The following is a 23,242-nucleotide window of genomic DNA, read 5'->3' on the forward strand; positions in this document are numbered from 1 at the left end:
CTGCGCCTCATTCAAACCCACTGCTCACAGACCCACGTCACGAATGGCCGCGACCAGCCGATCCACCTCGGCTGCGGGCCGCACCGCGACTCGCAGGAAACTTCCGTTTGCCGAAGGCCCTGCCAGCCCCGGGAACGTATCACCGCGGCGCACCGCGATTCCCTTGTCCGCGAGCTTCTTTCGCAACAATTCCGCATCCGGCACCCGGAGCAGCAGGAACGGCCCGTGCGCGGGCTCGTGCACCTCGACGCCGAGTTTCCGCAACCGCGGAATCATGGCGGCCCGATCGGCCGCGACGGTCCCGGCCCGGTGCTGCGCCTCGGCCACCGCGGCCGGTTCGCTCACCGCCGCAATGGCTTCCAGCTGCAGGGTGCCCAGCGGCCAGTGCGGGCGCCCGTGATTCAGCCGCGCCAGCACCGGCGGCGCACCGAGCACATAGCCGCAGCGCAGCCCGGCCAGCGCCCAGGTCTTGGTGAGGCTCCGGAATACGAGCACATCCGGATGACTCTCTCCGGCAAGCGATTCCGGCTCTCCCGGCACCGCGTCGGCGAATGCCTCGTCCACCACCACGATGCGGCCCGGCCGCCGCAGCGCGTGGATACCGTCCGCCGGATGCAGCACCGAGGTCGGATTGGTGGGATTGCCCACCACCACCAGATCCGCGTCCTCCGGCACCGCGGCGGCGTCGAGGGTGTACGGCGGCGCGAGGATCACCCGTGCGACCGATACCCCGGCCTCCCGCAGCGCCAGCTCCGGCTCGGTGAACGACGGATGGATCACCGCCGCCAGCCGCGACCCCAGCCGCGGCAGCATGGCGAACCCTTCGGCCACCCCGGCCAGCAGCAGCACCTCGTCGATCGCCCGCCCGTGCCGAGCGGCCACTGCGGCCCGTGCCGCCCGCTCGTCCGCCTCGCTCGGATACCGCCCGAGCTCTCCCAGCCGTCCCGCGAGCCGCTCACGCAACCATTCCGGCGGCGCGCTCGCCTGGACGTTCACCGCGAAATCGACCATGCCCGGCCGCGCATCCACGTCCCCGTGGTGCCGCAGCCTGGCATGGTCGAAATCGGGAAACTCCGTGTCGTCCGGCACAGCCGTCCACCCTACGTGGCCGCCTCCCGCGCCCACCGGACAGAATGGCTGTCGTGGGCGAGCTGCATGTGACCTTCATCTGCACCGGCAATATCTGCCGGTCCCCGATGGCCGAGAAGATTTTCGCCGCGCACCTGGAACGCGCGGGGCTGACGGATCGGGTGCGGGTGAGCAGTGCCGGGACCGGCAGCTGGCATGTGGGGGACGAGGCCGATCATCGGACGAATCGGGAGCTGCACGCGCACGGGTATCCGACCGGGCACCGGGCCGCGGTGATCGGGCCGGATCATCGGGCGGCCGATCTACTGGTGGCGCTCGACACCGGGCACGAGCGGGAGCTGGCCCGGATGGGGGTGCCGTCGGATCGGCGGCGACTGCTGCGGAGTTTCGACCCGCACGCGGACGGGCGATCGGTACCGGATCCGTACTACGGCGACCAGTCCGATTTCGCGCTGGTCCGCGAGCAGATCGAGGCGGCGGTACCGGGCCTGCTGGACTGGGTGCGCGAACAGCTGGGTGAGGTCGCATGAACTCGGCAACCTCGCTGCTGCGACGCTTCACCTTCCTGCTGCGGCCCAGCTGGCTGATTCTCGCCGTGGTGGTCGCAGGTTTCGCCTACCTGTGCTTCACCGTGCTGGCTCCCTGGCAGCTGGGCAAGAACACCCGCACCTCCGAACGCAACGACCGCATCGCGAATTCGGTGCACGCCGACCCGGTCGACATCACCGGCATGCTGTCGGGCAGCGGCAAGAACACCGAGTGGCGACGGGTCACCGCGAACGGCGTCTACGTTCCGGATTCGACCGTGCTGGTGCGGCTGCGCCACCTCGACGGCCAGCCCGCCTACACGGTCCTGGCCGCTTTCCGCCTCGACGACGGCCGCACCCTGCTGGTGGACCGTGGCCAGGTGGCGGCGGCCGAGGGCGGCACCCGTCCGCCGGTCGTCACCGCCCCGCCCGCCGGCACCCAGCAGCTGGCGGCCCGCATCCGCGCCTCCGAGGGCGTGATCGAGAAGAAGCCCCCGACCACGGAGGACGGCTACCGCCAGGTCTATACGACCGACACCCAGCAGGAAGCCACGGTCCTCGGCATCCCCCTGACCCCCATTCCCACCGACGGCCTGGGCGGCTACCTCCAGCTCGAGTCCGGCCAGCCCGGCGCCTTCACCCCCGACCCGCTCCCCCAGCTGGACTCGGGCCCCTACCTCTCCTACGGCCTGCAGTGGCTGGCCTTCGGCGTCATGGCTCCCCTCGGCCTCGGCTACTTCGTCTGGGCCGAGATCCGCGCCCGCCGGCGCGAAAAGTTCGAAGCCGCGGCCCGACCGACCACCACCGGCGAGCCCGCCACGCCCGACAAGCCGACCGACACCCCTGAGTCGACCGCGGCTTCACCCGAATCGACCACCCCCGCACGCGCGGCGAAACCCAACGACCCGGCCCCCAAGCCGAAACCCACCACGAACGAAGCCCGCCTGGCCGACCGCTACGGCGGCACCCGGCGCTGAGCCCGGTTACCCGCTGCGGCTGAAGTCGGCCGAGCCTGTCGCCTCCGCTAACCTCGCCGGGTGCGAACGGGAATTGCCATTGCGGCGGGACTGCTGCTCGGGTTCGGGTTGGACCGGGCGCTGGGGGATCCACGGCGCGGGCATCCGGTGGCCGGATTCGGTTCGGCCGCAATGAAGGTGGAACGGCTCACCTATCGCGACAGCCGCGTGGCGGGGGTTGTGCACGAGATCGTTCTGGTCGGTGCGGTTTCGGGGCTGGGGATCGGATTGCGGCGGACGGTGGCCGGACGGGCGCTGGGCGAGGCGGTGCTGACGGCTGCCGCGACCTGGACGGTGCTGGGCGGGACGAGCTTGGCACGGACCGGGCGGGAGATGGCGGATCGGCTCGAATCCGGGGATATCGACGGGGCGCGGGCGCTGCTGCCGTCGCTGTGCGGGCGGGATCCCGAGGTACTCGACGCGGACGGGCTGGCCCGGGCGGCACTCGAATCCATCGCGGAGAACACCTCCGATGCGACTGTGGCGCCGCTGCTCTGGGGTGCGGTGGCGGGTGTTCCCGGCTTGCTGGCATATCGGGCGATCAACACTCTCGATGCCATGGTCGGCTACCGCAATGACCGCTACCGCAACTTCGGCTGGGCGGCGGCCCGCACGGACGATGTCGCGAATCTCGCGCCCGCCCGCATCAGTGGTCTCATCACCACCGCGCTGGCTCCGGTCGTCGGTGGCCGCCCCGCCGATGCGTGGCGGGCGTGGCGGCGCGATGCGGCCGAGCATCCGAGTCCGAATGCCGGTGTGGCGGAGGCGTCCATGGCGGGCGCGCTGGGCGTGACGCTCGGCGGCCGCACCGAATATCGGCACGGCACCGAGCTGCGGCCGACGCTCGGCGACGGTCCGGTCCCCCGGGTGCGTGATCTGCGCCGGGCGGTGCGGCTCTCGGAAGCGGTGCAGGTCGCGACCGTGGTCGCCGCCGCGACCGCCGCCTACCTGCGGCGACGCTGATCCGGCCGCGCGAATTCACGAACCGTTCGGTCGCCTTCGCTAGATTTTCCGGAAGGAATGTCACAGTCCGCCGACCTGTTTCGTCGATGCTGTGGACGGTTCGCCCCACCGGGGCGGACGTGAGTGAAGAGCGAGGGTGCGATGAGTGACGGACGGCCGGACGGGCCCGATCAGGTCGAGCTGGCGCGACGGTTCGAGGAGCATCGGGGCTATCTGCGGCGGGTCGCGTACAGCACGCTCGGCAGTCTCAGCGACGCCGACGATGTGGTGCAGGAGGCGTGGCTGCGGCTGGTGCGCTACTACGAGACCAGTCCCGAGGGCGCGGATATCGAAAACCTGCGCGCCTGGCTGACCACCGTCACCGGCCGCCTGGCCCTCGACCATCTGGGTTCGGCGCGGTCCCGGCGCGAACAGTATGTGGGCGAATGGCTTCCGGAGCCGGAGATCACCACCTGGGACGATCCGGCCGACCGCATCTCGCAGGACGAGCGCGTCACCACCGCCCTGCTGGTGGTGCTGGAATCCCTCTCCCCCGCCGAGCGCACCGCCTTCGTCCTGCAGGACGTCTTCGGTATGTCCGGCCCCGAGGTCGCCGAGGTGGTCGGCCGCACCCCCGCCGCCGTGCGCCAATTGGCCTCGCGCGCCCGCAAACACGTGGAGGACGGCACGCCCCGCTTCCCCGCGAGCGCGGACGAGCACGAGAAGGTGGTCTCGGCATTCGCGGTGGCCTGGCGTTCCGGTGATCTGAGCGCCCTGCTCGGCGTGCTGGATTCCAATGTCACCTTCACCTCCGACGGCGGCGGCAAGGTGCAGGCCTTCCTGCATCCCATGTACGGCGCGGAGAAGGTCGCCAAGACGCTGCTCGGTTTCCTGGACGTCGCATCGAAGGTCGGTGGCGCGTGGGGCCGTTCGGTGCTGGTCAACGGCCGCCCGGGCCTGGTGGTGTTCGACGGCAAGTACACCGGCGTCTTCGCGTTCACCATCGACGACGGCCGGATCACCAAGATCGACGTGGTCCGCAACCCGGACAAGCTGCACGGCATCCCGGCCGATGGCGCGGAGCCCGACTGGCTGCTCGGCGACACCGGCGGAGACAGCGACGCCTGAAACACCGAAGCCGCGGGCCCGCAATCGGATTCATCCGGCTGCGGGCCCGTCTTCGTCGATCAGGACGCGAGCCGCGTCACCGGCCGCAGCCCGTGCGCGGCGGCCACCTCCGGCGAGTAGAGCCGGCCGGCGTCGGCCGTGAGCCCCTGGGCCAGGCCGGGATCGGTGGCGCAGGCGCCGGACCAGCCGAGATCCGCGATGGCGCCGACATACGGCAGGGTGACATTGGTGAGCGCCACGGTGGAGGTGTGCGGGACCGCGCCCGGCATATTGGCCACGCAGTAGAACAGCGAATCCGCCACCTGGAAAGTCGGTTTCGCGTGCGTGGTGGGATGCGAACTCTGGAAGCACCCACCCTGGTCGATGGCGATATCGACCAGCACCGAGCCCGATCGCATATGGGCGACCAGGGTGTCGGGCACCAGTTTCGGAGCCCGCGCGCCCGGCACCAGGACCGAGCCGATCACCAGGTCCGCCGCCAGCACCGCCTTCTCGACCTCGGCAGCGTTGGAGCCGATCGTGGTCACGCGCCCGCCGAACCGGGCGTCGAGTTCCCGCAGTCGCGCGATATTGGTGTCCAGCACGGTGACTCGCGCCCCCATGCCGACCGCGACGGCCGCCGCATTGCTACCGGCCACCCCGCCCCCGAGGACCGTCACGTCCGCCGGCACCACCCCCGGCACCCCGCCGAGCAGCAGGCCCGCCCCGCCCTGCGGCGACATGAGGTGATAGGCCCCGACCTGACTGGCGAGCTTGCCCGCCACCTCGCTCATGGGCGAGAGCAGCGGCAGCGACCCGTCGGCTGCCCGGACGGTCTCATAGGCGATGGCGGTGATGCCGGAGCGCAGGATCGCGTCCGTGCACTCCCGCGAGGCGGCGAGGTGCAGGAAGGTGAACAGCACCTGTCCCTCCCGCATGCGCGAATATTCCTCGGCGATGGGCTCTTTCACCTTGAGCACCAGGTCCGCCGCTCCCCAGACCTCGTCCGGGCCCGGCAGGACCCGCGCGCCCACCGCGATGTACTCGGCATCGGCGAACCCGGACCCCACCCCCGCCCCGGCCTCGACCAGCGCCGCGTGCCCGTGCCGCACCAGTTCCCCGGCGCCGGCCGGGGTGAGGGCGACGCGATACTCCTGTTCCTTGACCTCCCGCGGTACCCCGATTCTCATACCGCCATCGTTCACCCGCGGGGGCCGCGCCGCCATGATCGCCACGACCTGATTTCGCCAACGGCAATCGGCTGGCAATTCTCGGCCGCCGGCCGGCGCCCGGCGGCGATCAGGACGTATGGCCGGGCGGGAAGCCGTCCCTCCCACCTCGATTCGGATCGGGACGGACGACCGATCAGGAGGCGATCGCTGCGACGGCCAAGACCTCGCCGGGGGTCGGAATGCGCAGCAGGTCCGCGCGGCCGGCGACGGTGAAGCGGTGGGTCAGGTAGTCGAGATGCTCGGAGAAGTGTGCCCAGCCCTCGGCGTGGACCGGCACGATCACCGCGTCACCCAGCGCCTCCGAGGCGTGGACCGCGGTGCGGCCGTTGAGGGTCAGGTCCTGATCGCCGAAGCGGTCGGTATTGGCCGCGCCCACATTGAGGATGGCGATATCGATGCGCCCGAAGTGTTCTGCGATCCGCCGCACGTAGTCGACCGAGGCGTTGTCCCCGGAGACGTAGACGGTCGGCAGCCCGTCGGCCTGCAGCACGAACCCCGTGACCACTCCGGTGAACGGCTCGCAACCCTCGGGTCCGTGCAGTGCGGGCACCGCGGTGACGGTTACCGCGCCGATGCGCACCGACTCCCATTCGGCCAGTCCGCGAACGCCTTCCATGCGCCCGGCAGCGTCCGGCGTGGACAGCACCGTCTCGACCCCCGCCATGAATTCCCGCCCGGACCGGTCGAGATTGTCCGCGTGCTGATCGTGCGAGAGCAGCACCACATCGACCCGTCCGATCTCGGCGACGGGCACGGCGGGCCCGCTCAGCTTGTAGAGCGTGACGCCGCCCGGGTACTCGCCAGGCTCGTCGAAGGTGGGGTCGGTCAGCCAGACCAGGTCGCCGTAGCCGAATCGCACTGTGGGGCCGCCGATGTGGAGGAGCTCGAGGGTGGAGGTGGCCGCTGCGGTGTCGATCGTGTTCGTCATGCGAACGAGTCTCGTCGCGGACCGTAGGTCGCGACAGTGGCCCGAAGGCCGCGCATCGATAAGATCGGGCCATGACTGCTGGATCCCGCGAAGCCGACACCGCCGATTCCGACGCCGTGCACACGGTGGCCATCGTGGTGTACGACGGGATCAGCCCGTTCCACCTGGCGGTGCCGACCCTGGTATTCGGCCGCATCGGCGCGGGCGGTCCCGCCGGCAGCCCCTACCGCGTGGTGGTGTGCGCCGAACGCCCCGGAACCATCTCCACCCCAGCGGGTTTCGATATCGTCGTCGCCCACGGCCTGGAGGCGACCGAGACCGCCGACACCCTGGTCATCCCCAGCTGGGAGCGCGATCTCCCACTGCCCGAACCCATCCGGGACGCCCTGCACCGGGCCCACGCCCGCGGCGCCCGCATTGTCGGCCTGTGCCTGGGCGCCTGGGCGGTGGCGGCCAGCGGCCTGGCCGACGGACGGGAGATCACCACGCACTGGTCGGCGGCGGTCGAGCTGGCCCGCGCCTATCCGGCGGTCCGGGTGCGCGCGGACACCCTGTGGTCCGACGACGGCGACCTCATCACCTCCGCCGGCACCGCCGCGGCCCTCGACTGCTGTCTGCATCTGGTGCGCACCGACCACGGCAGCCGGGTCGCCGCCGAGCTGGCCCGCCGGTTGGTGCTGGCCCCGCACCGCAGCGGCTCACAGGCCCAGTACATCCCGGTCGCCGTGCCCGAGGCGGCCGACCGGGACCCGATCGAGCACGCGATGGTCTGGGCCAGAACACATCTCGACCAGCCGGTGGATCTGGACGGCTGGGCCCGGACCGCGCTCATGTCGCGGCGCACGTTCACCCGCCGCTTCCGTGATCGCACCGGCACCAGCCCGCAGCAGTGGCTGCTGCAGCAGCGCGTGGACCATGCCCGGCTGCTGCTGGAGTCCACCGACGACACCATGGACCGCATTGCCACCGATTCCGGGCTGGGCACCGGTGTCAATCTCCGCCATCACTTCCACCGCCTGCTCGGCACCACGCCCGCCGCCCATCGCGCCCTCTTCCGCCGGGCTTGACCGAGCCGGGTCCGCCGCCGCGGCTCCCCGCGGCGGCCCGGCACCCGGCGGGGGCTAAGTTCGGGGCTATGAGGATTCAGCTGGGTGAGCACGTGCCGCAGATCGACGAGAGCGCGTGGGTCGCGCCGAACGCCACCGCGGCCGGGCGGGTTCGGCTGGAGGCCGAAGTGAGCGTCTGGTACTCGGCGGTGCTGCGCGGCGACATGGATCAGATCACCGTCGGGGCGCGCAGCAATATTCAGGACGGCTGTGTGCTGCACGCCGATCCGGGCTTCCCGTGCACGGTGGGCGAGGGAGTCTCGGTGGGGCACAACGCGATTCTGCACGGCTGCACGGTCGGCGACGATGTGCTGATCGGCATGGGCGCGACGGTGCTGAACGGCGCGGTCATCGGGGCGGGCAGCCTGATCGCGGCCAACGCGCTGGTTCCGGAGGGCGCCCAGATTCCGCCGGGCTCACTGGTGGCGGGGGTGCCGGGCAAGGTGCGCCGGGAGCTGAGCGAGGCCGAGCGTGATCACATTCGCCTGAATGCGACCGCCTACCTGCACAACACGGCGGTGCACCGCCAGGGTCAAGAGGCGTGACTGAAGGGGGCGTGTGAGAATCCCCACACTGAACAAGTGACCATAAAGGCCGCTGTTAGCATCGAGCGAAGCGTTCCCGGCGGCCCGGGCTGTGCCGCCGCTAGCCGGGTGCGCGCTCGGGGCTAGCAGGAGGTTTCAACGGTGTTGTACGAGCACGACAGTATGCACCGACGGCGCATCAGCGTGGCCGATATCGCCGCGCAGCCAGGGGGAATCGAGGCGCTCCAGCGCCGGGTGCACGAACTGCGTTCCAACGGCATCGATTTCGCCGCCAATGCGATAGAGAGCGAAATGGCCGCGCTCGACGTCCGCTGATCGGGCTCGGCGTTCACTGATCGGACGGGGTTGCGACCGCAACCCTCCGGCGATGCGATAATGCGGCTCGACCTGTGCGCCACTGCGCGCCTTGGCCGTTCACCGCAATGTCGCGGTCGCCAACCGATCGACTGGAGACTCGATGCCGTCCGTGCCCACCATCCTGCAACGCATCCTGGAGAAGCCGCGGGCCGAAGGCGAACAGCTGCTGGAGAGCGCGCTGTCGGCATTCCTCGACTTCGGGATCAAGCGAACCAGCATGGGGGAGATCGCGCGTCGCGCCGGCATCAGCCCGGCCACGCTGTACCGGCGCTTCGAATCCAAGAACGATCTGGTCGCCGCGGTGGGCGTACGCGAGGCGCAGCTGTTCATCGCCGAGATCGACAAGCGCGTGCAGGAGGCCACGGCCACCGGCGAATCCGGGGACGATCAGCTGGTCGAGGTCTTCGTCGCCTTCATCACCCAGCTGGCGAGCAACAAACTGCTGCGACGACTGCTGCGCACCGAGCCCGACACCATCCTGCCGCGCCTGACCACCGAGGCCGGGCCCGTTCTCGCACTCGGGCGCACCTACCTGGCCGAGAAGCTGCGCGTGCTGCAGGCTTCCGCCGACGTGCCCGCCTTCGATGCCGACCTGGTCGCGGAAGTGCTTGCCCGCCTGGGCCAGTCGCTGGTGCTGACCCCGGACGGCCTGATCCCGCTGACCGACGAGACGGCCGCGCGGGAGTTCGCCCGCCGCACCGTGCTGCCCATGGTCGGTGTGCAGCCGGCCTGAGCCGCCCGGAAACTCACTCGCCGGAAACTCACTCGGACGATTCGGCCGTTTCCGGCAGACTGGCGATCATGCAGTACCGCGCCGCCCTTCGCTCCGCCCGCATCCGGGTGGCCGCCTGGTTCCCGGCCCGCCGCGTCGTGAAGCTCGGTGCCGCACTGGTGGCGCTGGCCCTGGTCGTGCTGATCGGCTCGGATCTGTGGCTGCGCCTGGCCAATCGGAAGTACCAGTACAGCGCCGACACCGCGCCGCCGGCCGAGGTGGCCATCGTGTTCGGCGCGGAGGTCAAGCCCGACGGCTCGCCGTCGGCGTATCTGGCCGCACGCCTGGAACTGGGCCGCAGACTGCTGGCGGCGGGCAAGGTGAAGGCCCTGCTGCTCACCGGCGACAACGGCCGCCCGGCCTACGACGAGCCGACGGCCATGCGCGCCTGGCTGATCGCACACGGCGTCCCCGCCGCCAAGATCGCCCTGGACTACGCGGGTTTCAGCACCTACGAGTCCTGTGTGCGCGCCCACGACATCTTCGGCGTCACCTCGGCCATCGCGGTCACCCAGGACTTCAGCCTGCCGCGCACCATCGCCCTGTGCCGCGCCGCCGGTATCGAGACCACGGCGGTCGGCGACGATACCCAGGTGCACGGCGATGTCTACCGGAAGAACTGGCTGCGCGATCAATTGGCCGACACCAAGGCCGTCTACTCCATCCCCGTCCGCCCCGAGCCCACCTTCCGCGGCAGGCAGGAGACCTCGGTCCGCGATGCCATGGCGGCCGATCCGCACCAGTAGCCCGGATACGGCGAACCCCCGGATACGGCGAACCCCCTGCCCCGTACCCGGGTCAGGGGGTTCCGGCGGCCGTATCCGGGCGGCCGCCCGCTTCCGTGTGCCCGAATATCCTCGCGGGCCTAGATATTTCCGGCGAACACGCCCGCACTACCCGCCGCGCCCGCGGCGACCGCGCTGCCCGAGATGAGACCGACGGCGGCAAGGATCAGAGCAACCATTTCATGACCTTTCGACTGTGCACTTCGAAGACGCATGGAAAGTTACTGCCGCTCAATACCTCTGGACGAGACCCGAACCCGAACTCTGGGCGGACTCCATGGCGATACCCAGCAGCCTCACAGTTCACTATCCGGTGGCGGTGTGATATGCCGAGCACGGATCCACGGCACGGCGACCGATCACTCGATACCGACGAGTCGTTATTCCAAATCGGCTGGTACACAATGAAACTCACGATTTCCGAACCGGTCACCGCAACTATGCGACCGGCGTAGCATCGACGGTATTCGGGATTGGCAAAGGCCTTCCAGCCCTGAATGATTCGCGAATTCCCTTTCTCGCCGCCCGTCGGCGACGCAATGCGCCAGTCGAATTCTCCACCTCGGGAGGTCTATCGCGCGCTGCCCTCGAAGTTGTTCGGAACAACCAGGATCGAAGGGATTTGTCATGTCGCAATCACGCCCGGGTCAGTTGCGTCTGTTGGCCCCGGACCAGGAAGCCGATGCGCTCGCGGTCGTCGCCGACCTGCTCACCGGAAACGCCACCGGAGTGCCGGAATACCTCGCCGAGGACATCGCGGCCGTACGCAGCCGGTGCGGCATCCGCCAGGTGCGGATTCCCGGCCACGGCGGCGTCGAGCTCGACGCGCTCATCGCCTGGCCCCGCTCGGACGGGTCCAACCCGCTCATCGTGCTGCCCGCCGGACTCGACCAGACCGGCTGGAAGATGTACTCCGGCGCGATCATTCGCCTGCTCCTGCGCGGATACGCAGTCGTCGCCTACACCGAACGCGGCCTGGCGGACTCCGGGGGCGAGCTGACCGTCGCCGGCCCCGAGGACGTGGCCGACGGGTACGAGGTCATCGAATGGGCCCTGCAGCACGATGAGCTGCGCGCCGATCGGGAGAAGGTCGGCATGGCGGGCATCTCCTACGGCTCGGGCATCGGTCAGCTGGTCGCCAACGCGCACGAGGCGGTCAAAGCCGTTGTCGCGCTGAGCACCTGGGCAGATCTGGGTGAGGCCCTCTACGACAACGGGACCCGGCACATCAGGGCCGCCGAGGTGCTCGCCGGCATCAGCGACCATCCCAGCGCGGAACTGACAAAGGTGCTCGAGTCCTTCCAGGCGAATACCGATATCGACGAGGTGCTCGAGTACGCCCGGCCCCGCTCCCCCGCCAAGGCCGACAAGATCCGGCCGGTGCCAACGTTTTTCACCAGCTTCTGGCACGAGACGATCTTCCCGCAGAATCAGCTGCTCGATTACTTCACCCGGTTCCCCGGGCCGAAGCGACTCGATCTGGCCATCGGTGACCATGGCGCGGTGGAGATTCCCGGTTTGTTGCTGGGCGTCTACACCCGGACCACCGAGGCGGCCTACGACTGGTTCGACCACTACCTGCTCGGCGTGGACAACGGCATCGACAGCGACGGTGTCGTGCACACCGAAACCATGTACAGCTTCACCATGACGGCGTCGAGCGACCTGGCCTCGTGGTCGAAACCCGTCCGTCGCTACTACCTGGCCGCCCCGTCCGGCGCCTCCCCCGACGGCACCCTGGTCATCGATCAGCCCGCGAGCATGAGTCAGAGCTTCCATGCGGGAACCGAACAGGTCCAGGCGGCCACCGAACTGGTGATGGACGGCTTCCGCGAGCGTCTGCTGATGCCGAACCGCCAGCCGCTGGCCGAGGTCGACCGCACGCGGGCAGCGGTCTGGCGCACGCCGATCCTCCTCCGGCCGCATCACATCGCCGGCTTCCCCGAGGTCGCGCTGACCGTCACGCCGTCGGGCACACAGGCCACGCTCATCACGTACCTGTTCGACCTCGAGCCGTTGGCCGGAACACTGCGGATCATCACCCATGCCGCCGCGACCGTCACCAACGGGTGTCCGGCGCAGACCACGACCCTGCGAGTCCGCCTGCAGGCCACCGACTATCAGGTCCCTGTCGGCCACCGGGTCGTGCTGATCGTCGACACCAGCGACCACCTCTACGTCGACAAGCCCGACACCAAGAGCGTCATCACCCTGTCCAGCGAGCACGGGCCCTGCTACATCGATCTTCCGATAGCGCCCTGACGACTTGTTATCCGAACCCGCGGGCGGCCGTTGCACGGTGGTAGCACGGCCGCACCGCGGTCACAATGCCTGAAACCAACACAAACGGGATATTCCGAGTGTCGCCTCGGCATCACAGCCGTGTGGCAGCATCCGTATCGGGTTGCTCGTCGGTGACTGCGAGCGGGAACGGCGACGAGCGGGTGTTGGGAAGGTGGTCCTCGGTGTCCGAAGACGAGGAAAGCGGCTGGTTTGCTGAGGATATCGCGGTGCCGACCTTCGGCCAGGCGCTGCGACGGCTGCGCGACGAACGCGGTTACTCCCGGGAACACCTGGCGTACACGGCGGGCGTGAGCGCCAGCTACATCACGGCACTGGAGAAGGGCGAGCGGGGAAACCCGACGCGATCGGTGGTCGATTCCCTGTTGCGCTGCCTGAACCTGATGTCCCCGCTGACCCCCACCGACCGCCGGCATCTGCATGAACTGGCCGGACTGCGCATGCCCGAAACCCCCGCCCCGGAGGAACTGCACGCCGCCATCACGCCGGATCAGCAGCGCGCCCTGGCCCTGTTCGAACCGGCCCTCGCCGCCTACCTGGACCCGTGCGGAAACATCCTCGACGCCAACGACTCCTGGAACGCGGCCCTGCCCGGCCTCCGCGAGGACGGCAATGTCTTCCGCTGGATGTTCGGCAACGAACAGGCGAAAGTCGTTGAGGTGGACTGGGAATCCGAAGCCCGTCAATACGTCCAATGGCTACGCATGACGGTCGGTCGCGCCCCCGACGACCCCGTCTTCACCACCTTCGTCGCCGACCTGGCCCACTTCCCCGACTTCCACCGCTTCTGGTCCGAGGGCAGCGTCGACTTCACCCCACCCGTCCGCACCCAACGCCTCCGTAACCCCGACTCCGGCGACATCCGCGAATACAGCGTCCAGGCCGGCCCGGTCCACAACGAAACGTACCCCGACCGAATAACCCTGTTGCTGTGCCTGCCACTCTGATTCGATCCGGTCCTGAAACAGCAGCGGAGTTCGTGCCGATTCGGCACGAACTCCGCTCGTAGAACTTCTTGTCCTACCGGAAATTACGCGGGGACTTCGCTGCGGTCGCCGCTCCACAGGGTGTGGTACTTGCCTTCGGCGTCGATGCGCTCGTAGGTGTGAGCGCCGAAGAAGTCGCGCTGGCCCTGGGTCAACGCGGCCGGGAGGCGCTCGGCGCGCAGGGCGTCGTAGTACGAGAGTGACGACGCGAAGGCCGGGACCGGGATGCCGAGCTGGGTGGCGGTCACGACGACACGACGCCAGCTGTCGACGGCGTTCTCGATGGCTTCGCGGAAGTACGGGGCGAGGATCAGGCTCGGCAGGGCCGGGTCCGCTTCGTACGCCTCCTTGATGCGGTTGAGGAAGCGGGCGCGGATGATGCAACCGCCGCGCCAGATGGTGGCCAGGTCGCCGGGGTGCAGGTCCCAGTTGTACTCGGCGGAGCCGGCGGCGATCTGGTCGAAGCCCTGGGCGTAGGCGACGATCTTGGAGGCGTAGAGGGCCTGGCGGATGTCCTCGGTGAATTGGGCCACATCCGTGGGCTTTTCGCCGAGAGCGCCGGAGGCGAGGCCCTTGGCGGCGGCGCGCTGGGCGCGGGAGCCGGACAGGGCGCGGGCGAAGACGGCCTCGGCGATACCCGTCACCGGGATGCCCAGATCGAGGGCGGACTTGACGGTCCAGCGGCCGGTGCCCTTCTGCTCGGCGGCGTCCACGATCACGTCGACGAGCGGCTTGCCGGTCTTGGCGTCGACCTGCTCGAGCACCTCGGCGGTGATCTCCACCAGGTAGCTCTCCAGCTCACCGGAGTTCCACTGGGTGAACACGTCCGCGATCTGCTTGGCGTGCAAGCCCAGCGCGTCCCGGAACAGGTTGTAGGCCTCGCCGATGAGCTGCATGTCGGCGTACTCGATGCCGTTGTGCACCATCTTCACGAAGTGTCCGGACCCGTCGGGGCCGATGTGGGTGCAGCAGGGGGTGCCGTCGACCTGCGCCGCAATGGATTCCAGCAGCGGACCCAGCGACTCGTAGGACTCCTTCGGGCCGCCCGGCATGATGGCGGGCCCGTTCAGCGCGCCCTCCTCGCCGCCGGAGATGCCCGCGCCGACGAAGTTCAGGCCACGCGCCTTCATGGCCGCCTCGCGGCGGATGGTGTCGGTGTAGAGGGCGTTGCCGCCGTCGATGATGATGTCGCCGGGCTCCATGGCCGCGGCCAGCTCCTCGATCACGGCGTCGGTGGCGTCACCGGCCTTGACCATGATGAGCACGCGGCGCGGCTTCTCCAGCGCGGCCACGAACTCCTCGACGGTCTCGGTGCGCACGAAATCACCCTCGCCGCCGTGCTCGGCGAGCAGCGCGTCGGTCTTGCCGATGCTGCGGTTGTGCAGGGCGACGGTGTAGCCGTGCCGTGCGAAGTTGCGGGCGATATTGCTACCCATGACCGCCAGGCCGGTCACGCCGATCTGGGCGCGCGCTTCCGAGGTCGCCATGAAACAGCCTCTCCGTTCGAAGATGTGATGACCGCACGAAGTCTCCTCGGCGGCGGCATCGACGGATGCGTTCCACGACGCCATCCCTTTTCTACCCGGTCCAGCCTCCACCGCACCGAGGGACCCCGGCCACGCGCCCGGGCTCAACCCGCCAGGCGGCCGGTGATAGGCGAGAGCGCGGCCGCCTCGGGTTCGCGGCGGGAGGTCCAGCCGAGCCGCTCGCCCAGTACCCGCGCACAACAGCGGATGGAGCGCACGGCCTCGGTCTCGCCGTTCGCACGCCACAGCAGCGACCACGGATAGTAGGCGGGCTCGGCGATCGCGATCCAGTGCAGGCCCGGCAGCGGCGCACAGGACCGGGGCACGCACACCAGCGCGTGACCGTCGCGGACCAGCCGGCCCGCGCCCAGCACGCTGTGCACCGTGCCCGGGTAGGGCTTGGCCGCGAATCCTGCTGTGCGGCACAGCTCCCGGATGTACTCGTTGAATTCCGGCGCACGGGATTCGTCGGCGAACACCAGCGTCTCCCCGGCCAGTTCAGCGAGCGGCACCGCGTGCCGGTGCGCCCAGGGATGCTCCGCGGCGACCAGCACACCCAGCCGATCCAACCGGATGACCTCCGACGCCACCCCGTCCGGCAACTGTGCCGCGCGCCCGATGCCGACATCGAGCCGACCCTGGGCGAGCAACCGGCACTGCTCGGGGACCCCGGCCTCGACCTGATGCACCTCGACCAGTTCCGGATGATGATGCCGGACCGCGGCCAGCACCACCGGCATGGTGTCGAAACTGGCGTCCCCCTGCGCAACCCGCAGGACCGCGTCGGTCCCGGTCATGGTGCGCGCCGCGGTCGCGGCCCGGTCGACGTGGCTGAGGATCAGCCGGGCCTCGCCCAGCAGCAGCGTGCCCGCGGCGGTGAGGCGGACGTGGTGCGTGCTGCGCTCCACCAGCGGGACCCGTAGTTCGCGTTCCAGCCGCTGAATCTGCTGACTCAACGCCGACTGGACGATGTGCTCGCGCGCCGCGGCGCGCCCGAAGTGCAGTTCCTCCGACAGCGTCACGAAGTAACGCAGTTGCCGCAGCTCCACGACCGACCCCCTCGCGCCGTTCGGCACCGGTGGTCGATGACCGGTTGCCGTCGGCAGTTTCTCCTTCTCGTGCCCATCGAATATCGCGCGCACGGCCGTCCGGGTAACGAGTGGTGGGCTACCCGATTTTCGGGGGCATACCCCGATCAGTTCGAGTGAAGATGTTTTCGGACTTCGCTGGTTTCCGATCGTGGCGGTCCGGGCTGCACTGGAGGGCGTCAGAACTCGCCCCGCCGGGCGGATTCACCGTTTCCATCGAAGGACCGCCCGTCATGAAAGCAATCAGCATCAAGCAGAACAAAGGGCTCGGCTGGATTCCGGACCTGCCCGACCAGCGCGATCACCTCTATGCCGCGCCAGCCGCGACGATCGCCCAGCTGCCGCCGTCCGTGGACCTGACCTCGAAGTTCGCCCCCGTCTACGACCAGGGCAAGCTCGGCTCCTGTACCGGCAACGGCATTGCGGGGGCACTGCAGTTCGACGCCATGAAGGAGCAACTGGCCGACGTATCCGTGCCGTCCCGGCTGTTCATCTACTACAATGAACGTGTCATGGAGGGCACGGTCGGTCAGGACGCGGGCGCGATGATCCGCGACGGCATCAAGAGCGTGGCCACCGTGGGCGCCTGCCCGGAATCCGAATGGCCCTACGATATTTCGGAATTCGCGACCGAGCCACCGCAACCGTGCTTCACCGACGCGGCGAAGCATCGGGCCATCCAGTATTCCCGGGTGGCGCGCACGCTCTCGCAAATGCGCGGGTGCCTGGCCGACGGATATCCGTTCGTCTTCGGCTTCACCGTCTACGAGAGCATCTTCGGCCCGGAGGTCGACAAGACCGGCGACATCCCCCTGCCCGGCGCCAATGAACAGGTGGTGGGTGGACATTGCGTGGTCGCGGTCGGATACGACGACTCCCGGTCGGTATTCCGGATCCGCAATTCCTGGGGTACCAGCTGGGGCCGGAACGGATACGGCACCCTGCCCTACGCGTACATGCTCTCGGTCAACGCGTCGGACCTCTGGACCATCCGCACCGTCACCGGCTAACCGCCACGGGCAAGCCGAAACCGCTTGTCCGCCAGGCGGGATACCCACGGCAGCGACCGCCGAAAACCGGTGGTCGCTGCCGCGTGCGCACCGATACAGTGCCGGAATGACACGTTTGAATCAGATTGTCGCCGTCGAGAAAGGGATCAAGTCCCGGACCTTCTCCGACCTCACCGAGGCCCATCACAAACTGGCCAAGAACCCGCTGCTGAGCGGTATTTCGCGCACCTACCGCCCCAAGGACGAGGAGGGCGAGCAGCTGCCGCCCGAGTCGACGCGCGTCCAGGTGAGATCCGAGGAGGTCCTGCAGACCACGGCGGAGATCCTGAGCAAACTGTTCGACGTGGTGGCCACCAAGGACTGGGCGAACTGCACCGCCACCGCCGATGTGGTGGTGGACGGCCGCACCCTGGTGCAGGGCGCGCCCATCACCTACCTGCTGTTCCTGGAGAAGCAGCTGGTGGACCTGCACACCTTCGTGCGCAAACTGCCGGTGCTGGATGCCGCGGAGTCGTGGGAATACGATGCCGCCGCGGACTGCTACGCCACCGAGCCGGTACAGACGGTGCGCACCAAGAAGATTCCGCGCAACCACGTGAAAGCCGAAGCGACGGACAAGCATCCGGCGCAGGTCGAGGTGTATCACGAGGATGTGGTGGTCGGCTACTGGCGGACCATCAGGTTCTCCGGCGCGCTGCCCGCCAAGCGCGTCAACGAACTCACCGAGCGCGTCGAAAAGCTCCAGCACGCAGTCAAGTTCGCGCGCGAGGAGGCCAACAATGCCGAGATCACCCAGCGCAGGCTGGGCGATGAGATCTTCGGATATCTGTTCGGCTGATCCCCGCACCGGCCACGGCCGGAGTCAACGGCGGCGTGGGCCGGGGACCGGTTCGAGGTGGCCGGCAAGCTGGGCAGGGTGAGTGAGCTGCGGATAGTGTCCGGCGCCCGGCAGTTCGGTCACCGGATGGCCGACGGGCACGACCAGCGGATCGGCCGACCCGACGATGATCTCGACCGGGAAGCCCGCCCGGTCCAGCAGTTCCCGGGACCGCAACCGCTCGGCGTGCACGGTCCGCATCGCCTCGACCACCCGTCGCGCGACTCCAGGGCGGCGCAAATCCGCTGCGGCACTGTCGATCTCGGGACCGGAGGGCAGCCCCAGCATCTCGGCGAGCCGGTCGGTGGACATGCGCCGCAGGACCGACGCCGCCAGCGGTGAGCGGGCCGACTTCGGGCCGGGGGTCTGCAGGAACGGCGGTGAGATCAGAACGAGCCTGCTGATGCGGTCCGGATGCTCGACGGCATAGCGCAGTGCGGGCCCACACGCCAGCGAGTGCGCGACGAGCGCCGGCCGCGTCCGGACCTGGCTCAGCACCTCCCCCAGCCACACCTCCACCGGCTGGTCGGAGGCGGCCGAGCGGCCCAGTCCCGGCAGATCAGGCGCCAGGACCGAACCGCGCAGGCGAGCGGCGAGCGGCGCCCACAGATCGGCGTTCATCGGAAGCCCGTGCAGCAGCACGTGATCGGGAGTGTGCCTGTCTCCGGCGATCCAGGTCCGGCTGCCCGCCACGGTGTGGAAACCGTAGGGGCGCACCCAGGGTGATGTGGCGCCGAAGCGTTCGGCGACCAGATCGTCGGCCCACGCCCGCAGAGCATCGTCCGCGGAGGGCATCTCCAGACCCGTTGCGGCGGCGAAGGATCGAGCGGAAGCCGTCGGATAGCGGTCGGTCGAGAGGAAGGACAGCGTCTCGGGATCGGCTCCGGTGAGCCTGCGCGGCAGGCGCCGGAGCAGACCGACGGGAACGCTGCGCCGCGGCGCCCGCACCCCCATCTGGTCGGCGACCGTACGCACCAGCTCGGGCAGTCGCGGCGTGGTGTCGTCGAGAATCCAATAGTGCTCGCCCGCAGGAGATTCGGGAATGCGTGCCAGGAACCGAACGAAGTAGTCGATGGTGACGATCGGCACGAAGACCTCCGGACCGCCCGGGACCGCGGGCAGCCGTCCCTCCCACAGATCCCGGACCAGACCGGCGAGCCCGAGATGCTGTCCCGGCCCGATCACGGTGCTCGGGTTGGCGATGGTCAGCGGCACCCCGCGCTCGCGTGCCCGGTTCCGCACCGCGAGATCGCCCTCGAATTTCGATGCCTCGTACGCCCCCAGCCCGGCGTAGTCGGGCTCGCCGTCCAGCGCGCTCACCCGGTACCCGCTCACGTGCACCAGGCGCCGCAGCCCGGGCAGGGTCGCGGCCCAGTCGAGCACATTGATCGCCCCGATCACATTGGTAGCCCGCGCCTCTCGCACGTCGAGCCCGAACGCGTACCGTGCCGCGGCGTTGTACACGTCGCGCACCTCGGGCAAACCCGTGAGCGGTGTGGTGATGTCGGCGGTGACCACCGTCAGCCCGCCGATGTCGACCCCCTCGGCGACGAGCCACGGGGTGAGGGTGTCGTTCCGTACCACCGCCGCCACCCGTTGTCCCCTGCCGAGCAGCTGGGCGACCAGCGAACGGCCGATGAATCCGGTTGCGCCGAAGACGATTGCATCCATGCCCACTCCTAATAGACCGGTCTATATATTCTAGGGTCAAAAAGAGAGCCGGCGATCACGCCGGCTCGTATTCACCGCAGCCAGACGGCGATCTGCCTGCCGACCCGATTCAGCGGCTCCCTGCTGCGATGCGCCCTGGCCAGCAGCAGCGCACCCTCGATCAGGGAGAGAATCGCCGTGGCGAGGTCATCGGCGCCGGGCTGCCCGGCCAGCCGCGCACGCAGGGTCTCCTCCCACGAGGAGTAGACCTCCGAGCACGCCTGCTGCATCGAGTCATTGGCGGCGGCCGTCTCGAGCGCCACGGTGGCGACCGGACACCCCTTCCGCCACCCCGACGTCTCCAGCCTGTCCCCCAGCTGCCGCAACACCAGGTCGACGAATTCGGCCACCGGCAACTCGGAATCGGCAAGCGCCCCAAAGGAATCGCCGATCACCGCTCCGGCCCGGCGCACAGACTCCCCTACCAGCTGGTCCTTACCGCCGGGGAAGTGGAAGTACAGCGAACCGCGCGGCGCACCACTGAGCGCGATCACCTGGTTGAGCCCCGCGCCGAAGTACCCTCCGGCCTCGACCAGCTCCTGCGTAGCGTCCAGCAGCCGGTCTCGCGTCTCGGCGCCCTTCTGTCCCATGCGGAAAAACTAGACCGGTCTACATATTTATGTCAACCCCCGGCCCACTCGGCGATCCGGATAATCGCTTGGCCGACCGCCGCGGCGCCGTCTACAGTCGGCAATGCGCAAGGAGCGCAAGCTGAAACCGAAGTTCCCTGTGACGGGCACAGCGGCCCAGTGGAGGTTCGAGTCCTCCTCCCGCCATCCACGGCGGGATAGCCCAATTGGCAGAGGCACCGCGCCCTCAAACTCACACTCTCGCTCCAGTTTCAGCATTCGCCGCCGAACGCCGAATCGAGGGAACGGATTGTCAGCGTGAAGGTTGCGGGTTCAACTCCCGCCGGCTCAGCCACCAATGGGCCGTAGCTCAATCGCAGAGCGTCACGTTAACTTCAGACTCAACCCGTTCTTAAACGTGTCGGCGTGCCGCAAATGGGCGGACACCGAAACCCCGGGGCAGGCTAGGCCCCGGGGTTTCCCATCCCGCTACCCCGGGTGCGGCCGCAGCAATTCACGTGACTTCACGTGAGACCAGTGCGGGCGCAACCCATCTCGAGAGATAGCCGCGAATCTCCTTACCCCGCCGCGGCGGTCGGCCCGGGTCGATGATGAACGACTGCACGATCCGCAGCATGTGCTCGACGAGTTCGTCCAGATCGGCGCCGGAGATTCCGGCCGCGGCCCAATCCACCGAGAAACGTTCCAGCATCGAACGCCCGAAAGACCGTGCGGTATCGGAGGTTACGCCGGCCGAGAAAGCCCCGGCCCGTCCCGAACGCAACAGCAGGCCGAGGTATTTCTCCTCCGGAAGGCGCTCGAGCGTATAGGCGATACCCTCCACCACGGCGGTCGCCGGATCGCGGATATCACCGAGCCGCTCCGCCAGCACATCCAGGAAATGTTCGGTCTGAGCCAGGGCTGTGGCAGTCAAAAGTGCTTCGGCACTGGGGAAGTAGCGATACACCGTCTGACGAGTGACACCGAGATCGCGGGCCACCTCGGCAATGCTGAACTCGGCGCCGGAACGATCGATGGCCCGTCGTGCGGCGGCCACGATGCGCTCGACGGCCTCCGTGTCATCGGCCGGCGCCGCCCCCGACCATCCATGCGTGCGCACCGGATCGCCATCCCTTCGCTCGCGATTGTCCCGGCCGAGGTTACCGTCCGGCCTTGACCATACACATGGCCATGACTGTATGGTCAGTGGACGCCGCGAAAGGACTCCCATGACCACCACCCCGCCCCGGCCCCCGCAGCTCGACTCCCCCGTCCTGCCCAAGATCTTCAAGCGGGTCGGCAGGGCCCAGGTCTGGATCTACCGGCGCACCGGCGGCCGCATCGGCGGAAAGTGGCGCATCGGAGCGGGTTTCCGCAAACCGGTGCCGACCCTGCTGCTCGAACACCGCGGCCGCAAGACGGGCGCCGTCTACACCGTCCCGCTGCTCTACATCACCGACGGGTCCGACACCATCGTGGTGGCCTCGCAGGGCGGACTCCCCAAACACCCGCAGTGGTACCGCAATCTGTGCGCCGATCCGGACACCCACATCCAGATCCGCGCCGACCGGTTCCCGGTCCACGCCGTCACCGCCGATCCGCAACAGCGCGCCCGGCTGTGGCCCCGGCTCGTCGAGGCGTACGCCGACTTCGACACCTATCAGGCCTGGACCGAACGGGAGATTCCGGTCGTGATCCTGCGGCCCGCCGGCTGATCGCCGCGCCGCCTCAGACGGCCAGCCCGACCGTCGCGACGATGTGGCCCGGATAGAGCTCGGTATTCAGCACGCCGGCCTGCACCCGGAAGCTCCGCACCGCACCCGTGTTCCGATCGCGCAGCCGCATGGTGCGCACGGGCGGCGCGAATCCCACATCACCCGCGGCCCAGAAGCGCCGGAAATCCGGAAAGGCGCCGAGCTCCCGCATAATCCCGGCGAATCCGCCGGGATCCGCGGCCGACCCCACGGTTCCCCGCAGCCAGCCGACCGACTGCCGGACATCGGATTCCCAATCGGCCATCACCTCCCGGGCCATGGGATCGGCGAACATCCACCGGTAGAGATTCCCGCCCTCGCGCAGTCCGGGAAACGCCTGCGCCCAATCTTCGTTCCCGGCCAGCACATTTCCGCGGGTGTCGTACAGCGCGGCCAGGTTCGGCCGATGCATCGCGAGCACCCGCAGAGCGTCGGCATCGATCGACTTCCGCAACTCCGCGACCGTCGGATGGCCGCCGATCTCCAGCCCCGCCAGATCATGGAGATAACGAAGCTCCGTGGCCGACAATGGAATCCACGACTCCAGGCACCGTACCAGCGCGTCGACCACCGCCCGGGTCGGCTTGGCTTTCCCACCCTTCTCCAGCTGCGTGACATAGCTGGCGCTCACTCCGGCCGCGAATGCCAGGCGTTCCCGGGAGACGCCCCGATCATCGCGCAACCGGCGCAGCAGTTCGCCGAACGAGGGAAGCGCGACCGCCTGCCTCTCGTCGATACTTCCTACACGGCCCGTCATAGCCGCCCGGCTTCCTTCCCGCCCCCGCCGTATCGTCGGACAACACTCCGAGATTGCGGCCGGGGCAACGCCCAGGACAGAATGCTGCCACAATTTCCGCCGTCGTGTCCCGCAACAGCACCGGCAATCCGCTGAGGGCAAGGCCGAATCGGCAAACCCGCGGCATTTCGAGATCGACCTTTCACACCGACGGCGTTTCGATATCAGTGATGCCGGTCTCCGCAATTCCAGGAATTGGCGTCATCGAACTCGATACGG

General features: G+C 68.9%; 23 protein-coding genes. 14 read left to right on the forward strand and 9 right to left on the reverse strand.

The annotated features are described in order from the left end of the window. Positions 1-24 precede the first annotated feature (24 nt). The gene (gene cobC, locus ACQP1O_RS32300; RefSeq protein ID WP_433562158.1) at positions 25-1,089 is read right to left on the reverse strand and encodes an Rv2231c family pyridoxal phosphate-dependent protein CobC; all 1,065 of its coding nucleotides are present in this window, start codon (positions 1,087-1,089) and stop codon (positions 25-27) included. A gap of 44 nt (positions 1,090-1,133) precedes the next feature. On the opposite strand from cobC, the gene ACQP1O_RS32305 reads away from it, so the two are divergent. The 4 genes from ACQP1O_RS32305 to sigJ all read left to right on the forward strand — a co-directional run bounded on the left by ACQP1O_RS32305 (position 1,134) and on the right by sigJ (position 4,702). Then, on the forward strand, positions 1,134-1,619 hold the full coding sequence (locus ACQP1O_RS32305; RefSeq protein ID WP_433562159.1) for a low molecular weight protein-tyrosine-phosphatase: 486 nt from the start codon (positions 1,134-1,136) through the stop codon (positions 1,617-1,619). 17 nt (positions 1,620-1,636) lie between these two features. Then, positions 1,637-2,593, forward strand: a complete 957-nt coding sequence (locus ACQP1O_RS32310; protein WP_433567870.1) for an SURF1 family cytochrome oxidase biogenesis protein — start codon at positions 1,637-1,639, stop codon at positions 2,591-2,593. A gap of 60 nt (positions 2,594-2,653) precedes the next feature. Further along, positions 2,654-3,595: a cobalamin biosynthesis protein gene (locus tag ACQP1O_RS32315; protein ID WP_433562160.1), complete on the forward strand. Its 942-nt coding sequence runs from the start codon at positions 2,654-2,656 to the stop codon at positions 3,593-3,595. 141 nt (positions 3,596-3,736) lie between these two features. Then, on the forward strand, positions 3,737-4,702 hold the full coding sequence (gene sigJ / locus ACQP1O_RS32320; RefSeq protein WP_433562161.1) for an RNA polymerase sigma factor SigJ: 966 nt from the start codon (positions 3,737-3,739) through the stop codon (positions 4,700-4,702). A gap of 59 nt (positions 4,703-4,761) precedes the next feature. On the opposite strand, the gene ald is transcribed toward sigJ, so the two are convergent. Both ald and ACQP1O_RS32330 read right to left on the reverse strand, forming a co-directional pair. Beyond that, on the reverse strand, positions 4,762-5,871 hold the full coding sequence (ald, locus tag ACQP1O_RS32325) for an alanine dehydrogenase (RefSeq protein WP_433562162.1): 1,110 nt from the start codon (positions 5,869-5,871) through the stop codon (positions 4,762-4,764). Positions 5,872-6,046: 175 nt separating this feature from the next. Then, on the reverse strand, positions 6,047-6,841 hold the full coding sequence (locus ACQP1O_RS32330; RefSeq protein ID WP_433562163.1) for an MBL fold metallo-hydrolase: 795 nt from the start codon (positions 6,839-6,841) through the stop codon (positions 6,047-6,049). A 71-nt stretch (positions 6,842-6,912) separates the two neighbouring features. Here ACQP1O_RS32330 and ACQP1O_RS32335 point away from each other — a divergent pair, with 71 nt between their 5' ends. The 7 genes from ACQP1O_RS32335 to ACQP1O_RS32365 all read left to right on the forward strand — a co-directional run bounded on the left by ACQP1O_RS32335 (position 6,913) and on the right by ACQP1O_RS32365 (position 13,654). Continuing rightward, a complete protein-coding gene (locus ACQP1O_RS32335; protein ID WP_433562164.1) occupies positions 6,913-7,908 on the forward strand; it encodes a GlxA family transcriptional regulator in 996 nt (331 codons plus the stop codon). 68 nt (positions 7,909-7,976) lie between these two features. Further along, positions 7,977-8,492, forward strand: a complete 516-nt coding sequence (locus ACQP1O_RS32340; protein ID WP_433562165.1) for a gamma carbonic anhydrase family protein — start codon at positions 7,977-7,979, stop codon at positions 8,490-8,492. A 141-nt stretch (positions 8,493-8,633) separates the two neighbouring features. Beyond that, positions 8,634-8,807: a hypothetical protein gene (locus ACQP1O_RS32345; protein ID WP_433562166.1), complete on the forward strand. Its 174-nt coding sequence runs from the start codon at positions 8,634-8,636 to the stop codon at positions 8,805-8,807. 142 nt (positions 8,808-8,949) lie between these two features. After that, positions 8,950-9,582, forward strand: coding sequence for a TetR/AcrR family transcriptional regulator (locus tag ACQP1O_RS32350; RefSeq protein WP_433562167.1), 633 nt, complete (start codon positions 8,950-8,952; stop codon positions 9,580-9,582). A gap of 68 nt (positions 9,583-9,650) precedes the next feature. After that, positions 9,651-10,367 carry a SanA/YdcF family protein gene (locus tag ACQP1O_RS32355; RefSeq protein ID WP_433562168.1) on the forward strand — a complete coding sequence of 239 codons (717 nt, stop codon included), beginning with the start codon at positions 9,651-9,653 and terminating at the stop codon, positions 10,365-10,367. 666 nt (positions 10,368-11,033) lie between these two features. Continuing rightward, entirely contained in the window at positions 11,034-12,668 is a 1,635-nt protein-coding gene (locus ACQP1O_RS32360; RefSeq protein WP_433562169.1) for a CocE/NonD family hydrolase, read from the forward strand. A gap of 203 nt (positions 12,669-12,871) precedes the next feature. Continuing rightward, positions 12,872-13,654: a helix-turn-helix domain-containing protein gene (locus ACQP1O_RS32365; protein WP_433562170.1), complete on the forward strand. Its 783-nt coding sequence runs from the start codon at positions 12,872-12,874 to the stop codon at positions 13,652-13,654. An 83-nt stretch (positions 13,655-13,737) separates the two neighbouring features. Here the strand turns inward: ACQP1O_RS32365 and gndA are convergent, their stop codons facing one another. Both gndA and ACQP1O_RS32375 read right to left on the reverse strand, forming a co-directional pair. Next, entirely contained in the window at positions 13,738-15,180 is a 1,443-nt protein-coding gene (gene gndA / locus ACQP1O_RS32370; protein ID WP_433562171.1) for an NADP-dependent phosphogluconate dehydrogenase, read from the reverse strand. Between the two features lie 143 nt (positions 15,181-15,323). Continuing rightward, entirely contained in the window at positions 15,324-16,268 is a 945-nt protein-coding gene (locus tag ACQP1O_RS32375) for a LysR substrate-binding domain-containing protein (protein WP_433562172.1), read from the reverse strand. Positions 16,269-16,540: 272 nt separating this feature from the next. On the opposite strand from ACQP1O_RS32375, the gene ACQP1O_RS32380 reads away from it, so the two are divergent. After that, positions 16,541-17,317: a C1 family peptidase gene (locus ACQP1O_RS32380; RefSeq protein ID WP_433562173.1), complete on the forward strand. Its 777-nt coding sequence runs from the start codon at positions 16,541-16,543 to the stop codon at positions 17,315-17,317. Positions 17,318-17,423: 106 nt separating this feature from the next. After that, positions 17,424-18,155, forward strand: a complete 732-nt coding sequence (locus tag ACQP1O_RS32385; protein ID WP_433562174.1) for a hypothetical protein — start codon at positions 17,424-17,426, stop codon at positions 18,153-18,155. 24 nt (positions 18,156-18,179) lie between these two features. Here the strand turns inward: ACQP1O_RS32385 and ACQP1O_RS32390 are convergent, their stop codons facing one another. From ACQP1O_RS32390 to ACQP1O_RS32400, 3 genes are all read right to left on the reverse strand, one after another. Further along, positions 18,180-19,865, reverse strand: coding sequence for an alpha/beta fold hydrolase (locus ACQP1O_RS32390; RefSeq protein WP_433562175.1), 1,686 nt, complete (start codon positions 19,863-19,865; stop codon positions 18,180-18,182). Positions 19,866-19,936: 71 nt separating this feature from the next. Further along, a complete protein-coding gene (locus ACQP1O_RS32395) occupies positions 19,937-20,494 on the reverse strand; it encodes a TetR/AcrR family transcriptional regulator (RefSeq protein WP_433562176.1) in 558 nt (185 codons plus the stop codon). 493 nt (positions 20,495-20,987) lie between these two features. Beyond that, complete coding sequence (locus ACQP1O_RS32400; protein WP_433567871.1) at positions 20,988-21,593, reverse strand: TetR/AcrR family transcriptional regulator; 606 nt, start codon at positions 21,591-21,593, stop codon at positions 20,988-20,990. Between the two features lie 109 nt (positions 21,594-21,702). On the opposite strand from ACQP1O_RS32400, the gene ACQP1O_RS32405 reads away from it, so the two are divergent. Continuing rightward, positions 21,703-22,188, forward strand: a complete 486-nt coding sequence (locus tag ACQP1O_RS32405) for a nitroreductase family deazaflavin-dependent oxidoreductase (RefSeq protein ID WP_433562177.1) — start codon at positions 21,703-21,705, stop codon at positions 22,186-22,188. A gap of 13 nt (positions 22,189-22,201) precedes the next feature. Here the strand turns inward: ACQP1O_RS32405 and ACQP1O_RS32410 are convergent, their stop codons facing one another. Further along, complete coding sequence (locus ACQP1O_RS32410; protein ID WP_433562178.1) at positions 22,202-22,984, reverse strand: helix-turn-helix domain-containing protein; 783 nt, start codon at positions 22,982-22,984, stop codon at positions 22,202-22,204. Positions 22,985-23,242 lie beyond the last annotated feature (258 nt).

It is taken from the genome of Nocardia sp. CA-151230 (assembly GCF_050942175.1).
In the GTDB taxonomy this organism is placed as follows: domain Bacteria; phylum Actinomycetota; class Actinomycetes; order Mycobacteriales; family Mycobacteriaceae; genus Nocardia.

What these genes read in the sequence shown, in the direction of transcription:
- ACQP1O_RS32305 (WP_433562159.1), top strand. Translation starts at nt 1,134, where the DNA reads ATGGCTGTCGTGGGCGAGCTGCATGTGACCTTCATCTGCACCGGCAAT.
- sigJ (WP_433562161.1), top strand. Translation starts at nt 3,737, where the DNA reads ATGAGTGACGGACGGCCGGACGGGCCCGATCAGGTCGAGCTGGCGCGA.
- ald (WP_433562162.1), bottom strand. Translation starts at nt 5,871, where the DNA reads ATGAGAATCGGGGTACCGCGGGAGGTCAAGGAACAGGAGTATCGCGTC.
- ACQP1O_RS32330 (WP_433562163.1), bottom strand. Translation starts at nt 6,841, where the DNA reads ATGACGAACACGATCGACACCGCAGCGGCCACCTCCACCCTCGAGCTC.
- ACQP1O_RS32335 (WP_433562164.1), top strand. Translation starts at nt 6,913, where the DNA reads ATGACTGCTGGATCCCGCGAAGCCGACACCGCCGATTCCGACGCCGTG.
- ACQP1O_RS32340 (WP_433562165.1), top strand. Translation starts at nt 7,977, where the DNA reads ATGAGGATTCAGCTGGGTGAGCACGTGCCGCAGATCGACGAGAGCGCG.
- ACQP1O_RS32350 (WP_433562167.1), top strand. Translation starts at nt 8,950, where the DNA reads ATGCCGTCCGTGCCCACCATCCTGCAACGCATCCTGGAGAAGCCGCGG.
- ACQP1O_RS32355 (WP_433562168.1), top strand. Translation starts at nt 9,651, where the DNA reads ATGCAGTACCGCGCCGCCCTTCGCTCCGCCCGCATCCGGGTGGCCGCC.
- ACQP1O_RS32360 (WP_433562169.1), top strand. Translation starts at nt 11,034, where the DNA reads ATGTCGCAATCACGCCCGGGTCAGTTGCGTCTGTTGGCCCCGGACCAG.
- gndA (WP_433562171.1), bottom strand. Translation starts at nt 15,180, where the DNA reads ATGGCGACCTCGGAAGCGCGCGCCCAGATCGGCGTGACCGGCCTGGCG.
- ACQP1O_RS32380 (WP_433562173.1), top strand. Translation starts at nt 16,541, where the DNA reads ATGAAAGCAATCAGCATCAAGCAGAACAAAGGGCTCGGCTGGATTCCG.
- ACQP1O_RS32385 (WP_433562174.1), top strand. Translation starts at nt 17,424, where the DNA reads ATGACACGTTTGAATCAGATTGTCGCCGTCGAGAAAGGGATCAAGTCC.
- ACQP1O_RS32390 (WP_433562175.1), bottom strand. Translation starts at nt 19,865, where the DNA reads ATGGATGCAATCGTCTTCGGCGCAACCGGATTCATCGGCCGTTCGCTG.
- ACQP1O_RS32395 (WP_433562176.1), bottom strand. Translation starts at nt 20,494, where the DNA reads ATGGGACAGAAGGGCGCCGAGACGCGAGACCGGCTGCTGGACGCTACG.
- ACQP1O_RS32405 (WP_433562177.1), top strand. Translation starts at nt 21,703, where the DNA reads ATGACCACCACCCCGCCCCGGCCCCCGCAGCTCGACTCCCCCGTCCTG.
- ACQP1O_RS32410 (WP_433562178.1), bottom strand. Translation starts at nt 22,984, where the DNA reads ATGACGGGCCGTGTAGGAAGTATCGACGAGAGGCAGGCGGTCGCGCTT.